The organism is Nonomuraea sp. NPDC048881, assembly GCF_040649795.1.
Classification (GTDB): domain Bacteria; phylum Actinomycetota; class Actinomycetes; order Streptosporangiales; family Streptosporangiaceae; genus Nonomuraea.
The window spans coordinates 438,849-452,420 of sequence record NZ_JBEZGC010000005.1 but is presented as its reverse complement, the minus strand read 5'-3'; the positions used below and the strand labels follow the sequence as shown (position 1 = coordinate 452,420).

Annotated in this window: 14 protein-coding genes; 11 read left to right on the top strand and 3 right to left on the bottom strand. The window is 72.0% G+C overall.

Annotated elements, in window-relative coordinates; all coding sequences use genetic code 11:
• Positions 1–18 precede the first annotated feature (18 nt).
• From AB0C33_RS20865 to hemL, 4 genes are all read left to right on the top strand, one after another.
• A complete protein-coding gene (locus AB0C33_RS20865; protein ID WP_358290288.1) occupies positions 19–1,524 on the top strand; it encodes a bifunctional uroporphyrinogen-III C-methyltransferase/uroporphyrinogen-III synthase in 1,506 nt (501 codons plus the stop codon).
• On the top strand, positions 1,521–2,504 hold the full coding sequence (hemB, locus tag AB0C33_RS20860) for a porphobilinogen synthase (protein ID WP_358290285.1): 984 nt from the start codon (positions 1,521–1,523) through the stop codon (positions 2,502–2,504). The genes AB0C33_RS20865 and hemB overlap by 4 nt, the downstream gene beginning before the upstream one ends.
• A 128-nt stretch (positions 2,505–2,632) precedes the next feature.
• Positions 2,633–3,262, top strand: a complete 630-nt coding sequence (locus AB0C33_RS20855; protein WP_352357287.1) for a bifunctional DNA primase/polymerase — start codon at positions 2,633–2,635, stop codon at positions 3,260–3,262.
• Between the two features lie 48 nt (positions 3,263–3,310).
• Positions 3,311–4,600 (top strand): glutamate-1-semialdehyde 2,1-aminomutase, encoded by a 1,290-nt coding sequence (gene hemL, locus AB0C33_RS20850; RefSeq protein WP_358290282.1) that lies wholly within the window; start codon positions 3,311–3,313, stop codon positions 4,598–4,600.
• Here the strand turns inward: hemL and AB0C33_RS20845 are convergent.
• A complete protein-coding gene (locus AB0C33_RS20845) occupies positions 4,542–5,441 on the bottom strand; it encodes an EamA family transporter (RefSeq protein WP_358290279.1) in 900 nt (299 codons plus the stop codon). The genes hemL and AB0C33_RS20845 overlap by 59 nt on opposite strands.
• A gap of 183 nt (positions 5,442–5,624) precedes the next feature.
• Here AB0C33_RS20845 and AB0C33_RS20840 point away from each other — a divergent pair, with 183 nt between their 5' ends.
• The gene (locus tag AB0C33_RS20840; protein WP_352357281.1) at positions 5,625–6,545 is read left to right on the top strand and encodes a LysR family transcriptional regulator; all 921 of its coding nucleotides are present in this window, start codon (positions 5,625–5,627) and stop codon (positions 6,543–6,545) included.
• A gap of 31 nt (positions 6,546–6,576) precedes the next feature.
• On the opposite strand, the gene AB0C33_RS20835 is transcribed toward AB0C33_RS20840, so the two are convergent.
• Complete coding sequence (locus AB0C33_RS20835) at positions 6,577–7,437, bottom strand: DMT family transporter (protein ID WP_358290276.1); 861 nt, start codon at positions 7,435–7,437, stop codon at positions 6,577–6,579.
• Between the two features lie 241 nt (positions 7,438–7,678).
• On the opposite strand from AB0C33_RS20835, the gene AB0C33_RS20830 reads away from it, so the two are divergent.
• The 5 genes from AB0C33_RS20830 (at position 7,679) to ccsA (ending at position 12,178) form a co-directional block, all read left to right on the top strand.
• Positions 7,679–8,317, top strand: coding sequence for a histidine phosphatase family protein (locus AB0C33_RS20830; RefSeq protein ID WP_358290273.1), 639 nt, complete (start codon positions 7,679–7,681; stop codon positions 8,315–8,317).
• 71 nt (positions 8,318–8,388) lie between these two features.
• Entirely contained in the window at positions 8,389–8,952 is a 564-nt protein-coding gene (locus AB0C33_RS20825; protein ID WP_352322525.1) for a TlpA disulfide reductase family protein, read from the top strand.
• Positions 8,945–9,667 (top strand): cytochrome c biogenesis protein CcdA, encoded by a 723-nt coding sequence (locus tag AB0C33_RS20820; RefSeq protein ID WP_352322524.1) that lies wholly within the window; start codon positions 8,945–8,947, stop codon positions 9,665–9,667. Before AB0C33_RS20825 ends, AB0C33_RS20820 begins: the two co-directional genes overlap by 8 nt.
• Positions 9,667–11,229 (top strand): cytochrome c biogenesis protein ResB, encoded by a 1,563-nt coding sequence (locus AB0C33_RS20815; protein ID WP_358290270.1) that lies wholly within the window; start codon positions 9,667–9,669, stop codon positions 11,227–11,229. The genes AB0C33_RS20820 and AB0C33_RS20815 overlap by 1 nt, the downstream gene beginning before the upstream one ends.
• A complete protein-coding gene (gene ccsA / locus AB0C33_RS20810; RefSeq protein ID WP_358290267.1) occupies positions 11,219–12,178 on the top strand; it encodes a cytochrome c biogenesis protein CcsA in 960 nt (319 codons plus the stop codon). The genes AB0C33_RS20815 and ccsA overlap by 11 nt, the downstream gene beginning before the upstream one ends.
• On the opposite strand, the gene AB0C33_RS20805 is transcribed toward ccsA, so the two are convergent.
• Positions 12,175–12,462: a PLDc N-terminal domain-containing protein gene (locus tag AB0C33_RS20805; protein WP_352322521.1), complete on the bottom strand. Its 288-nt coding sequence runs from the start codon at positions 12,460–12,462 to the stop codon at positions 12,175–12,177. The genes ccsA and AB0C33_RS20805 overlap by 4 nt on opposite strands.
• 123 nt (positions 12,463–12,585) lie before the next feature.
• Between AB0C33_RS20805 and AB0C33_RS20800 the strand changes: the two genes are divergently transcribed.
• Positions 12,586–13,563, top strand: a complete 978-nt coding sequence (locus AB0C33_RS20800) for a hypothetical protein (protein WP_358290264.1) — start codon at positions 12,586–12,588, stop codon at positions 13,561–13,563.
• Positions 13,564–13,572 lie beyond the last annotated feature (9 nt).

The window sequence follows — 13,572 nt, the reverse complement described above, 5'->3', positions numbered from 1 at the left end:
TCCGGTTTCGTCGCCTTCGTGGGGGCGGGTCCCGGTGACCCCAACCTGCTGACGCTCCGCGCCGCCGAACTTCTCGGCAAGGCGGACGCCGTCGTGCTCGACGACGAGCAGTCCGGCCCGCTGCTCAAGCACTGCCGCGAGGGCGTCGAGGTCGCCGAGGGCGACTACGTCCAGCGGGCCAAGGCCGGGCAGCTCGTGGTGCGCCTGTGCGCGGGCGACCCCATGCTGTTCTCCTCGATCGACGACGAGGTCGCGGCCTGCGTGGCGGCGGAGGTGGACTTCGAGATCGTGCCCGGCGTGCCGCCCGCGACCGCCGTGCTCACCTACGCCGGCATCCCGGCGGCCACGGCCGTGCCCGAGTTCCGCGTCGTCGACGCCGCTCAGGAGCAGGACTGGTCGTCCCACGCCGCCACCCGCGGCACGCTGGTGATCTACAACGGCATCACCGAGGCCGTCGCCATCGGCAAGGCGCTGATCGCCGGCGGCAAGCCCGACACCACGCCGGTCGCCGTCAGCAGCGGCGGCACCACCACCGAGCAGTACACCGTCGTGTCCTCGCTCGGCCGGTTGCAGGCCGACCTGAAGCACGCCGGGTTCACCGAGCCCGCGCTGATCGTGGTCGGCGAGGCCGTGGGGCAGCGCGAGCGGCTGTCGTGGTTCGAGACCAAGCCGCTGTTCGGCTGGCGGGTGCTGGTGCCGCGGACGAAGGAGCAGTCCCGCAGCCTGTCCGAGCAGCTCGTGGCCTACGGCGCGGTGCCCGAGGAGGTGCCGACCATCTCGGTCGAGCCGCCGCGCACGCCGCAGCAGATGGACCGCGCCATCAAGGGCCTGGTCACCGGCCGCTACGAGTGGGTGGCCTTCACCAGCGCCAACGCCGTCAAGGCGGTGCGCGAGAAGTTCGAGGAGTACGGGCTCGACGCGCGGGCCTTCGCCGGGCTCAAGGTGGCCGCCGTGGGCGAGGCCACCTCGCGGGCCCTGGTCGAGTTCGGCGTCAAGCCCGACCTGCTGCCCTCGGGCGAGCAGTCCTCCGAAGGGCTCGTGGCCGAGTGGCCGCCCTACGACTCGATGCTCGACCCGATCAACCGGGTGCTGCTGCCCCGGGCCGACATCTCGACCGACACGCTGGTGGCCGGGCTCACCGAGCTGGGCTGGGAGTGCGACGACGTGACGGCGTACCGGACGGTGCGCGCCGCGCCGCCGCCCGCGCCCATCCGCGAGGCGATCAAGGGCGGCGGCTTCGACGCCGTGCTGTTCACCTCGTCCTCCACCGTGCGCAATCTGGTCGGCATCGCGGGCAAGCCGCACAACGTCACCGTGATCGCGGTGATCGGGCCGCAGACGGCCAAGACGGCCGAGGAGTTCGGGCTCCGGGTCGACGTCATGTCCGACAAGCCATCCGCATCAGCCCTGGCCGCAGCGCTGGCCGAGTTCGGTGCCAAGCAGCGCCAGGCGGCCGTGGCCGCGGGTGACAGCCCGCGCAGGCCCTCCCAGAACCGCCGTGGCGCCAGGAGGAGAGCCAAGTGAGCGCCCAGTACCCCGTCGCACGTCCCCGGCGCCTGCGTCGCAGCCAGGCGCTGCGCCGGATGGTGTCGGGCACGCGGCTGCACGCCGCGGACCTGATCCTGCCGCTGTTCGTCAAGGAGGGCATCGACGCGCCGCAGCCGGTGTCGTCCATGCCGGGCGTGTTCCAGCACACCCGCGACTCGCTGCGCAAGGCCGCGCACGACGCGGCCGAGGCGGGCGTGGGCGGCCTGATCCTGTTCGGCATCCCCGCGGTCAAGGACGCGACCGGGTCGGCGGCCGACGACCCCGACGGCATCCTCCAGGTCGCGCTGCGCGAGGTGAGCGCCGAGGTCGGCGACGCCCTCGTGGTCATGGCCGACACCTGCCTCGACGAGTTCACCGACCACGGCCACTGCGGGATCCTGACCTCGTCCGGCGAGGTGGACAACGACGCCACGCTGGAGCGTTACGCCTCCATAGCGCTGGCCCAGGCCGCCGCCGGCTCCCAGATGATCGCGCCGAGCGGCATGATGGACGGCCAGGTCGGCGCCATCCGCGCCGCGCTCGACGGGGCCGGCCACACCGACGTCCCGATCCTGTCCTACTCCGTCAAGTACGCCTCCGCCTTCTTCGGCCCGTTCCGCGAGGCCGCCGAGTGCGCGCCGCAGTTCGGCGACCGCAGCACCCACCAGCAGGACCCGGCCGGGCCGCTGGAGGAGGCGCTGCGCGAGGTCAGGCTCGACCTGGCGGAGGGCGCCGACGCCGTCATGGTCAAGCCGGCGCTGGCCTACCTCGACGTCATCACCCGGGTGCGCGACGCGGTCGACGTGCCGGTGGCGGCCTACCAGGTGAGCGGCGAGTACGCGATGGTCGAGGCGGCGGCGGCCAACGGCTGGATCGACCGCGACCGGACGATCATGGAGTCACTGGTCGCCATCAAGCGCGCCGGCGCCGACATGATCCTCACGTACTGGGCGACGGAAGTGGCGCGACAGCTCTAACCAAGGGGTTTCCCGTCAACTCCTGAGGCGTGTGCGTTAGAGTGCGATGACAAGTGCTGGTGTGTCCCGGGGTGTGCGAACGGCCCGGAGCCGGGACCTCCTCAGGCGCTGACTCGACGGGAGACACCATGGTGGGGGTACCACTGGCTCGGCGTACCAGAAAGCGGTCGCGGCCGACACGCATCGATTCCGTGCTGGAGTACGCGTCCCTGGGCTGGCCCGTGGTGCCGGGAGCCTTTCCGCTGCGGCACGGCCCGCGCGCGTGTTCGTGCGACCGCGTCGGCTGTCCCGACCCCGGCGCCCATCCGCTCTCGCCCGCCTGGCACATGCAGGCCACGACGGACACGACGCTGCTGACCCGCTGGTGGGAGAGCGAGCCGGAGGCCAACGTGATCCTGCCCACAGGGCGCGTGTTCGACGTGTTCGACGTACCGCTCGCCGCCGGCCTGTCGGCCCTCACCAGGATCGACGCCGCCGGAGCCCACCCAGGCCCGGTCGCCGCTCAAGGCGACCGGGTCTTGTTTTATGTGGCGACCCGCGGCAACCCCGAGGACGAGGACGAGTGGTGGTCCTGCCAGCTCGACTGCGACCCGGCCACCATCGACGACACGCCGGGCCTGCGCTGGCACTGCCGCGACAGCTACGTGCTCGCGCCGCCCTCCATGCTGCCCTCGGGCCAGCCGGTCTCCTGGCTCCGGCCCCCGGACGGCCGTCCGCTGCCCGACCCGCTGCGCATCCTGGAATGGCTCGCCGACTGAGCACGCCCCGCGGCGGGGGCACGGACCTGCGGGACTAACCTGGGTCGGGTGAGCCGTACACAGAACTCCGAAGGTCTTTTCACCCGCGCCAGGGAAGTGGTGCCCGGCGGCGTCAACTCGCCCGTGCGCGCGTTCGGCGCGGTGGGCGGCACGCCGCGTTTCATGGCCTCGGGCCAGGGGCCGTACATCACCGACGTCGACGGCAACCGCTACGTCGACCTGGTCTGCTCCTGGGGCCCGATGATCCTCGGCCACCGGCATCCCGCGGTCGTCGAGGCCGTCTCCGGCGCGGTCGCCCACGGCTTCTCCTACGGCACCGCCACGCCGGGCGAGGTCGAGCTGGCCGAGGAGATCGTCTCCCGGATGGCGCCGGTCGAGAAGGTGCGCCTGGTCAGCTCCGGCACCGAGGCGACGATGAGCGCGGTTCGCCTGGCGCGCGGCTTCACCGGGCGGTCCAAGGTGATCAAGTTCGCCGGCTGCTACCACGGGCACGTCGACGCCCTGCTGGCCTCGGCCGGGTCGGGAGTGGTCACGTTCGGGCTGCCGGACACCCCCGGGGTGACCGGCGCGTCGGCGGCCGACACGATCGTGCTGCCGTACAACGACATCCAGGCGGTGGCGGAGGCGTTCGCGGCCGCCGAGGTGGCCTGCGTGATCACCGAGGCGTGCCCGGCGAACATGGGCGTCGTCCCGCCGCGCGACGGGTTCAATACCCGGCTGCGCGAGCTGTGCACGGCCAACGGCGCGCTGCTCATCGTGGACGAGGTCCTGACCGGCTTCCGCGTCTCGTCCGCCGGCTGGTACGGCCTCGACCCGGTCGACGCCGACCTGATGACGTTCGGCAAGGTCATGGGCGGCGGCCTGCCCGCGGCGGCGTTCGGCGGCCGGGCCGACGTGATGGCCTTCCTGGCTCCGGAGGGCCCGGTCTACCAGGCGGGTACCCTGTCCGGCAATCCGCTGGCGTGCGCCGCGGGCCTGGCGACCCTGCGCGCCCTCGACGCCGACGCCTACGCGCGCATCGACGCCGCGGCGCTCGCGGTGGGCGACGCGGCGGCCGACGCGCTGGCGAAGGCGGGCGTGCCCCACCGGTTGCAGCGTGCCGGCAGCCTGTTCTCGATCTTCTTCGCCGAGGGCGAGGTGCGCGACTTCGACCAGGCCAAGGCGCAGAACACGGCGGCCTTCACCGCGTTCTTCCACGCGATGCTCGACCAGGGCGTCTACCTGCCGCCGTCGGCGTACGAGGCGTGGTTCCTGTCGGCCTCGCACGACGACGAGGCGCTCAACCGGATCGCCGAGGCCCTGCCGGCAGCGGCGAAGGCGGCCGCGGCGGTTCTGTAGCCCGGCGCGGCCTGGTGCCGGCGTACAGCACGCCGGCGACGATGAGGGCCGCGGCCAGGAGCTCGGTCCAGGAGAGGGGCTCGCTGGCCACCAGCGCGGCCGACGACATGCCGAACACCGGCACCAGCAGCGTGTACGGCGCCACGGTCGAGGCGTCGTACCGGCGCAGCAGCCAGCCCCACACGCCGAACCCGCCGAGCGTCGAGACGAAGGCCACGTAGGCCAGCGACAACCAGCCCTCGGCGGGGGCCGTCAGCACGGGCGGCCCCTCGACCAACAGCGACAGCAGCAGGAGGGGCGGCGCGGAGAACGCGCTCACCCACACCATGAACCGCAGCGAGTCCGGCGGCGCGGCCCTGCGCTGCACCACGTTGCCGAGCCCCCAGGCCGCGGCGGCGGCCACGCACAGGGCGAAGGCGCCCAGCGGGCCGGACACCCCGAAGTCGAACGCGACCAGGGCCAGGCCGCCGAAGGCGACCGCCAGGCCGAGGACGCGGCGGGCGGTGAGCCGCTCGCCGAGCAGCGTCACCGCGAACAGCACGGTGAACAACGCCTGCATCTGCAGGACGAGAGAGGTCAGTCCGGCCGGCATGCCCGCTCGCATGCCCACCAGCAACAGGCCGAACTGACCCACTCCGAGAGTGGCCGCCACCCCGGCGACCCAGCGCCACGGGACTCCCGGCCGCCCCGCGAGCAGCAGGGCGGGGAACGCCGCCAGGGTGAACCTGATCCCCGCGTACAGCAGGGGAGGGAAGTGCTTCAGGCCGACCTGCATGACGACGAAGTTGAATCCCCACACGGCCGCGAGGCCGACGGCGAGGGCGAGGTGGCGGGGGCTCACGCAGAGCGGGTCTTCTGGTACCGGTTGCGCTGCTCGCGAGCCTGCTCGGCGAGGACCTTCAGGTACGAGGTGGAACGGGTCTCGGGCTTCCTGCTCTTAATGATTCGCATGCATATATTTTCATCTGCTTCAGATACAAGGACAAGCGAGACTTTCTACGCTAAACCCTTTAGTCTGGCTTACATGTTGGACCTGAACCGGCTCAAGGCACTTCACGCCGTGCACGTGTACGGGTCGGTCGGCGCCGCGGCCGACGCGCTCATGGTCACCCCGTCGGCCGTCAGCCAGCAGATCGCCAAGCTGGAGCGGGAGACGGGCGCCCGGCTCATGGAGCGCAGCGGCCGGGGCGTCCGGCTGACCGACGCCGCCGGGCTGCTCGCCGAGCACGCCGAGCGCATCCTGGCCCTGGTCGAGACCGCGGAGGCGGACTTCGAGGCGCTGCGCGGCGAGGTCGTCGGCCGGCTCAGCATCGCCGCCTTCGCCACCGCGACCCGCGGCCTGATGCCCGGCGCGCTCGTCCAGCTCAAGAGGCACCACCCCGACCTGCACGTGCAGCTCTACGAGCGCGAGCCCGAGCGGGTGCTGCGCGAGGTGGCCAGGGGCGAGCTGGACCTGGGCGTGATGCAGGACTGGCTCAACCGGCCCATCGCCATGCCCGAGGGCCTGTCCAGGGCCACGCTGCTCGACGACGTGGCCGACGTCGCCATCCCCGCCGACCATCCGCTGGCCGGGCGCAGGGAGGTGGGGCTGGCCGAGCTGCACGGCGAGCGATGGATCAGCTCGTCGCCCGGCACGGTCTGCCACGACTGGCTGGTCTTCACGTTGCGCAACGCCTCGCTGGAGCCGGAGATCGCCTGCATGGCCGACGAGTACCCCACGCAGCTCGCGCTGGTCGCCGCCGGGCTCGGCTGCGCGATCGTGCCGCGCCTGGGCCGCGACTGCGTGCCCGACGGCGTGCGGCTGGTCCCGATCATGCCGCGGCAGACGCGCCGCATCTACGCGGTGTGGCGCACCGACGCGGCCCGCCGTCCGGCGATCAGGGCCACGGTCGAGGCCCTGATCGGCGTCAGCCGCGAGCAGGAGAACGCCTGGGCGGTCAGCTGAGCACCCGGCCGCGCACCCGGCCGGGCCGCGCTCAGCTGAGCGCGATCGCCACCACGCCGCCGAGGATCACGCCCGCCGCCAGCAGCCGCCGCCGCAGGTCGCCCTCGGCCAGCAGCCGCCCGCCGAGCAGCACCGCGATCAGCACGCTCACCTCGCGCGCCGGCGCCACCACGCTCACCGGCGCCATCGTGAACGCGATCAGGACCAGCAAATACGACAGGAAGATCAGGAACGCCGCCCCCACGATCCGCGACCGGTGCTCCCGCCACACGGACCCGACCAGCCGCCGCCTGGCCCCGGCGACGAACGGCGTGAGCGCCAGCGCCCGCCCGACCTCCCCGAGGTAGTTGAGCATGATCGGCGCCACCGCGAACGCGCTGACCACCTGCGAGTCCCACACCGTGTACCCGGCGATGAACAGCCCCACGACCAGCCCCGACACCAGCCCCCGCAGGTCGCCCCGCCCGGCCGCGCCGCCGCTCATCATGAACACCCCGACCCCGACGAGCACGATCCCGGCCACGCCGGCCGGCGCCGGGTGCTCGTCCAGGAACAACACGGCGACCAGGCTGGCCAGCATCGGCCCCGTCCCGCGGGCGACGGGGTAGACCAGCGACAGGTCGCCCGCGCCGTAGCCGCGCTGGAGCAGCACGAAGTACCCCAGGTGCAGGGCCGTGCTGCCGCAGATCACCGCCAGGTCGCCCCACGACAGCCGGGCGCCCGTGACCAGCAGGAACCCGGCGAACAGCGGGCTCCACACCACCGTGGCCACGACCCCGACCAGCCAGAGGAAGACGATGCCGTCCGCCTGGGACGCCTTCTTGCTCAGCAGGTTCCAGGTGGCGTGCGCGACGGCGGCGACGAGAATGAGGACCAGCGCCCAAGGGCTCATCCGGGCGACTCCTTCCAGGGGTGACGGAGAGGAGCCTCCAGGCTTTTGTCCCGTCAGCTGTACGGCCCGGCGGGCCGCGGCGCCGCTCGGACCTGTCTTCCGGCCCTGGTTGTGTGACGGGGGAGGCGGACCGGACGCGGAACCCTAGGCGCAGTCGTCCCGACCATACCTCCGCGCGAAATGCCGGACCAGGCAGCCCCTGACTATGACCGGCATCGAAACGGATAGGCTGTGGCACACCATGGCTGAAACCACCGTCGTCCACCTTTTGCGCCACGGTGAGGTGCACAATCCCGGCGGCATCCTGTACGGCAGGCTGCCCGGCTACCACCTGTCCGACACCGGCAGGCTCATGGCCGAGACGGTCGCCAAGGCCGTCGGCGGCCGCGACATCGTCGCCGTCCACAGCTCGCCGCTCGAACGCGCGCTGGAGACCGCGGCACCGCTCGCCGACAAGCTCGGCCTCGACGTGACCAAGGACGACCGCCTGCTCGAAGCGGCGAACATGCTGCAGGGCCGTCCGGTCGGCCAGGGCCTGGCCATCCTTCGCAACCCGCGCAACTACCGCTATTTCTGGAACCCGCTGCGCCCGTCGTGGGGCGAGGCGTACCCGGCGATCGTGGCGCGCATGAAGGCGGCCGTCGACGACGCCAGGGCGGCCGCGCGCGGGCACGAGGCCGTGCTGGTCAGCCACCAGCTCCCGATCTGGACGATCAGGATGGCCGCCGAGGGCCGCCGGCTGTGGCACGACCCGCGCCGCAGGCAGTGCGCGCTGGCCAGCCTCACCACCTTCACCTTCGAGGGCGACCGCCTGGTCAGCGTCGGCTACAGCGAGCCGGCCGGGTCGCTGAGTTCGGGGCCGTCGATACCAGGGGCCTGATGTCCGGGCCATGTCTGCCCGCCGGTAGAGTTGCAAGCTCTACCGGTTGTAGTACAAGGAGATCATCCTCCGTGCGCGCGACGTCCATCTCCCTCGTTCTCCTGGCCGCGCTGGCCGCGGGCTGCGCGGCAAACCAGAGCGGGCAGCCCCAGGTGGGCGACACCCGGTTCGTCGCGGGCGACGGCAAGATGCAGGTCTTCGACGCCGCCGACCGCAAGGCGGCCCCGCCGGTCGAGGGCCCCACGCTCGACGGCGGCACGGCGTCGCTGGCCGCCCACAAGGGCAAGGTCGTGGTGATCAACTTCTGGGCCTCGTGGTGCGGCCCGTGCCGGGCCGAGGCGCCGGTGCTCAAGGAGGTCGCCGCCAAGACCAAGGGCGACGTGCAGTTCCTCGGCATCGACTTCAAGGACCGCCAGGCCGACGCCCTCGCCTTCGAGCGCACCGAGCAGACCGGCTACTCCCACATCTTCGACCAGCCCGGCAAGGTCGCGCTGTCCTTCCAGGGCACCGTGCCGCCCGCGGCGATCCCGTCCACGCTGGTCATCGACAAGCAGGGCCGCATCGCGGCCAGGGCGCTCGGGGCGGTCAAGTACACCGACCTGATGAACACGGTGACCAAGGTGCGCGATGAGTGACGTCGTCGCCTCGGGCTCGTTGCTGCTCGCGGTGCCGATCGCGCTGCTGGCCGGGGTGGTGTCGTTCCTGTCGCCGTGCGTGCTGCCGCTGGTGCCGGGCTATCTGTCGTACGTGACGGGCATGAGCGCCGACCCCAAGCGGGGGCGGCTGGTGCTCGGCACGGTGCTGTTCGTGGCCGGGTTCGCGCTGGTGTTCGTGCTCAGCGGCGCGCTGTTCGGCGGGCTCGGCTCGATCATGCTGGGCAACGCCCAGGTCATCACGCGGGTGCTCGGCGTCCTGACGATCCTGCTTGGGCTGGCCTTCCTCGGCGTGCTGCCCGGCCTGATGCGCGACGTGCGCATCCACAAGCTGCCGGCCGCGGGCCTGGCCGGCGCGCCGCTGCTCGGCGTGGTGTTCGGCCTCGGCTGGACGCCGTGCATCGGCCCCACGCTGGCCGTCGTGCTCACCCTCGGGCTCAACGAGGGCAGCGCCTCGCGCGGCGCGCTGCTGGCCGTGGCCTACGCGCTGGGCCTCGGGCTGCCGTTCGTGGCCGCCGCCCTGGCCTACAGCAAGGCCCTGCGCACGTTCCAGGCCGTGCGCCGGCACACCCGGCTGATCACCAGGATCGGCGGGGGCATGATGGTGGCCGTCGGGCTGCTGCTCGTCACCGGACTGTGGGGTGCGATGATCGCGGCCATGCAGGGGCTCATCGGCGCGTTCGAGCCGGTGATCTGATGAGCGTCGACGAGCTGGTGCGCGAGGAGCGCGAGCCGCGGCAGGCCGGGATGGGGCCGCTCGGCTGGCTCCGGTGGGGCTGGCGCACCCTCACCTCGATGAAGACCGCGCTGATCCTGCTCTTCCTGCTGGCGCTCGGCTCCATCCCGGGCTCGCTGGTGCCCCAGCGCAGCGTCGAACCCGACAAGGTGGCCCAGCTCTACCAGCAGAACCCCACCCTGGCCGAGTGGTACGACCGCTTCCAGCTCTTCGAGGTGTTCACCTCGGTCTGGTTCGCCGCCGTCTACCTGCTGCTGTTCACCTCGCTCGTCGGCTGCATCATCCCGCGCACCGCCACCTACCTGCGCGAGCTGCGCCGCAAGCCGCCCGCCGCGCCCAAGAACCTGTCCCGGCTGCCCCACTCCGACTCCTTCGAGGGCGACCTCACGGTGGAAGAGGCCGCAGGGCGGCTGCGCAAGATGCGCTTCCGCGTCGTCACCGGCGACGGCTGGGTGGCCGCCGAGAAGGGTTACCTGCGCGAGACCGGCAACCTGTTCTTCCACGTCGCGCTGATCGGCATCCTGCTCGCGGTCGGCTTCGGCTCCCTGTACGGCTACCGCGGCAACGTCCTGGTCGTCGAGGGCGACGGCTTCGCCAACACCGTGGCCGCCTACGACAGGTTCATCCCCGGCAGCCGGGTCTCGGCCGAGTCGCTCCAGCCGTTCTCGTTCGAGCTGACCGACTTCAAGGCCACCTACCAGGTCGAGGGCGACAAGAAGGGCCAGGAGCTCGACTACTCCGCCTACCTGAAGGTGCACGACGAGCCCGGCGCGCCCGCCCGCGACTACGAGCTCAAGGTCAACGACCCGCTGGAGGTCGACGGGACGCAGACGTACCTGATCGGCCACGGCTACGCGCCCGTCTTCAAGGTCACCGACGGCAAGGGCCAGGTCGCCTACGAAGGGCCCGTGGCCTGCCTGATCGACCAGAAGGCCACGCTGACCTCGTCGTGCGTCGTCAAGGCGCCCGACGCGCAGCCGTCCCAGCTCGGGTTCCTGCTGCGTTTCCTGCCCACCAGCGTGCCGCTGACCGACGGCAACTACGCCTCGGCCTTCCCCGGCGAGCTCCAGCCGCAGGTGCAGCTCCTCGGCGGTTACGTGGGCGACCTCGGCATGCGGTCGGGCAAGCCGCAGTCGGTCTACAAGATCCTGCCGGACGAGCTCGACGGCAAGGTCGTGCCCGTCGTGCGGGGATCGTTCGCGACCAAGCCGCTGTCGGTGGGGGAGTCCACCGAGCTGCCCGGCGGGGCGGGGAAGCTGGAGTTCACCGGCGTCAAGGAGTGGATCACGCTCCAGACCGCCTACGACCCCGGGCGCGTGCCCGCGCTGATCGCCGCGGCCGTCGCGGTGGTCGCCATCGCGCTGTCGTTGATGATCCGCCGCCGGCGCGTCTGGGTGCGGGTCAGGGAAGGGCGGGTCGACGTGGGCGGCCTGACCCGTACCGAGGGCTCAGCGGCGGGCTTCGCCGAGGAGTTCGCCGAGATCGTCAAGGCTCTATCAGCAGGAGAACAGCATGTCCGCTGAGCAATTGGCCGGGCTGAGCGACAATTTCGTCGTCGGCGCCGTCCTGCTCTACATCATCGCCATGGTGGGCTTCGCGATGGAGCTGGCCTTCGGAAGGGCCGTCCTGGGCAAGGCGGCCGTGAAGCGGGCCGCCCGGCAGCCCGTCACGGTCGGCGCCCCCTCCGAAGGCGACGCCGCGCCCGAGGCCGAGGCGCCCGTCGCCGATCCCGTGCCCGTCATGGCGGGCGGGGCCAGGGCCGGGCGGGTCGCGCTCGTGCTGGCCTGGATCGGGTGGGCCGCCAACCTCGGCGCCATCATCACCCGCGGCCTGGCGGTCGGCCGGTGGCCGTGGGGCAACATGTACGAGTTCGTGGTGGCCATCTGCTTCGCCGCCGTGACCGCGTTCCTGTTCACCCAGGTCCGCCAGAACGTGCGGTTCCTGGGCGCGTTCGTCATGATCGCCGCCACGCTCGGGCTCGGGTTCGCGGTCAAGGTGCTCTACACGGCGGCCGGGCCCGTGGTGCCGGCGCTGAACTCGTACTGGATCGCGATCCACGTCACCGCGGCGATCCTGGCCAGCGGGCTGTTCACGCTGGCCGGCGTGTCGGGCGTGCTGTTCCTGGTGCGCGGCGAGGGGCTGTCGCGCCTGCCCAGCCGCGACGACCTGGAGCGGGTGGCCCACCGCGCGATCGTGCTGGCCTTCCCGCTGTGGACGTTCGCCGTCATCGCCGGCGCGCTCTGGGCCGACCGCGCCTGGGGCCGCTACTGGGGCTGGGACCCCAAGGAGGTCTGGTCGTTCATCACCTGGGTGGCGTACGCGGCCTACCTGCACGCCAGGGTGACGGCCGGCTGGCGGGGCAGGGCCGCCATGATCGTGCAGCTGCTGGCGTTCGGGTGCCTGATCTTCAACCTGGTCGGCGTCAACATCTTCATCTCCGGCCTGCACAGCTACGCCGACGTCAGCGGTTAGTCCTCGCCGCGCATCCGCCGGTCGAGATCTCTCAGGAAGTCGGGGTCGTCGTCCGGGCCCTTCGGCGCGCCCGGGCCCGGCGGCACCGGCCACGGGTCGCGCTCGGCCCTGGGCCGCCCGCGCAGCATCCAGATCACGCCGCCGAGCAGCGGGACCAGCACGACGATGAGCACCCACAGCGCCTTTGGTACGTTCCTGACCTCTTCCTCGGGTGCGGTGATGACGTCGAAGAGCGAGAAGAGCCAGAAGGCCAGCAACGCCAGGCCGATCAGAACACCTGCCATGCCCGAACTGTAAGCCATCCGCGACGTGATCGTGTCGGACGATGTCCCGTTTCGGATGACTCGGGAAGATCGGCGTCGTACCGTGGAACCCGGTTCGCCATGGACGCGGCGTGAAGGGGTGCGATGGCCTTTTCTCACGACAAGGGCCGACATCGGCGCGGCCGTTGGTGGCGCCGCGGGTCGTACCTGTTCTCGCGGCGTGACGAGGCTCCTCCGGACGCGGACCGTTCCTTCTGGTCCCGGCGGAAGGAGAGCCGCCCGGAGGCCCCGAGAGAGCAGCTCAAGGGCGCCGAGCGGCGCAGGGAGCAGCAGCCGGAGCGGTTCGCCCGTCCCGGCGGCCCCCAGCGGCGCGAGGTCACCTGGGACGGCCTCTCGCTGCGCGAGCGCGCGCCACGCCTGCCCGCCGCCGTCGCCGAACGCCCCCGCTACACCTGGTACGACTTCGAGCTCGACGACACGCCGCCGAGGGCCCAGCCCAACAGGCCGGAGGCCCCCTCCATCGGCGACGGACTGCGCCACTGCGGCAAGCTGGAGAAGATCCTCCACCGCCAGTGGGACGCCCGGCACGGCCCGCCCTCCAGGGACGCCGTACGCGCGGTGGAGAGCCTGGCCCGGCTGCCCGACCGGCTGAAGGAGCTGCTGGCCGCCGGCCTCGAAGGCATCTACGTCGGCCCCGGCGGCGTCCCCGACCTCGACGACATGGGCTACTTACGCGGCGCGCCGCTACCGTCCGGCCGGGCCACCTGGGACATCTGCGCCGGCGCGTACGGCGACCGCAAGATCGTGGTGGGCGACCGCCCCTCACCCACGCCGGACGTGATGATGCACGAGGTCGGCCACGCCATCGACGACCTGGACTCGTTCCACGGCGAATGGGTGTCGGACTCGCCGGAGTTCGTCCGGCTCTACGAGAACGCCTTCCCCAAGCTGGCCTCGACCTTCCACCGCCAGGGCAACGGCCTGGGCCGCAAGGAGTTCTTCGCCGACGCCTTCGCCGCCATCGCCGCCCGCCAGCGCCCGGCCCTGGTCGACATGCTCGGCGGCGACACACGGATGGCGCTCGACGTCATGCTCTTCTTCAACCGGCGCTACGGAATCTAGGTGATCAGC

What these genes read in the sequence shown, in the direction of transcription:
- AB0C33_RS20855 (WP_352357287.1), top strand. Translation starts at nt 2,633, where the DNA reads ATGGTGGGGGTACCACTGGCTCGGCGTACCAGAAAGCGGTCGCGGCCG.
- AB0C33_RS20840 (WP_352357281.1), top strand. Translation starts at nt 5,625, where the DNA reads ATGTTGGACCTGAACCGGCTCAAGGCACTTCACGCCGTGCACGTGTAC.
- AB0C33_RS20835 (WP_358290276.1), bottom strand. Translation starts at nt 7,437, where the DNA reads ATGAGCCCTTGGGCGCTGGTCCTCATTCTCGTCGCCGCCGTCGCGCAC.
- AB0C33_RS20830 (WP_358290273.1), top strand. Translation starts at nt 7,679, where the DNA reads ATGGCTGAAACCACCGTCGTCCACCTTTTGCGCCACGGTGAGGTGCAC.
- AB0C33_RS20820 (WP_352322524.1), top strand. Translation starts at nt 8,945, where the DNA reads ATGAGTGACGTCGTCGCCTCGGGCTCGTTGCTGCTCGCGGTGCCGATC.
- AB0C33_RS20815 (WP_358290270.1), top strand. Translation starts at nt 9,667, where the DNA reads ATGAGCGTCGACGAGCTGGTGCGCGAGGAGCGCGAGCCGCGGCAGGCC.
- ccsA (WP_358290267.1), top strand. Translation starts at nt 11,219, where the DNA reads ATGTCCGCTGAGCAATTGGCCGGGCTGAGCGACAATTTCGTCGTCGGC.
- AB0C33_RS20805 (WP_352322521.1), bottom strand. Translation starts at nt 12,462, where the DNA reads ATGGCAGGTGTTCTGATCGGCCTGGCGTTGCTGGCCTTCTGGCTCTTC.
- AB0C33_RS20800 (WP_358290264.1), top strand. Translation starts at nt 12,586, where the DNA reads ATGGCCTTTTCTCACGACAAGGGCCGACATCGGCGCGGCCGTTGGTGG.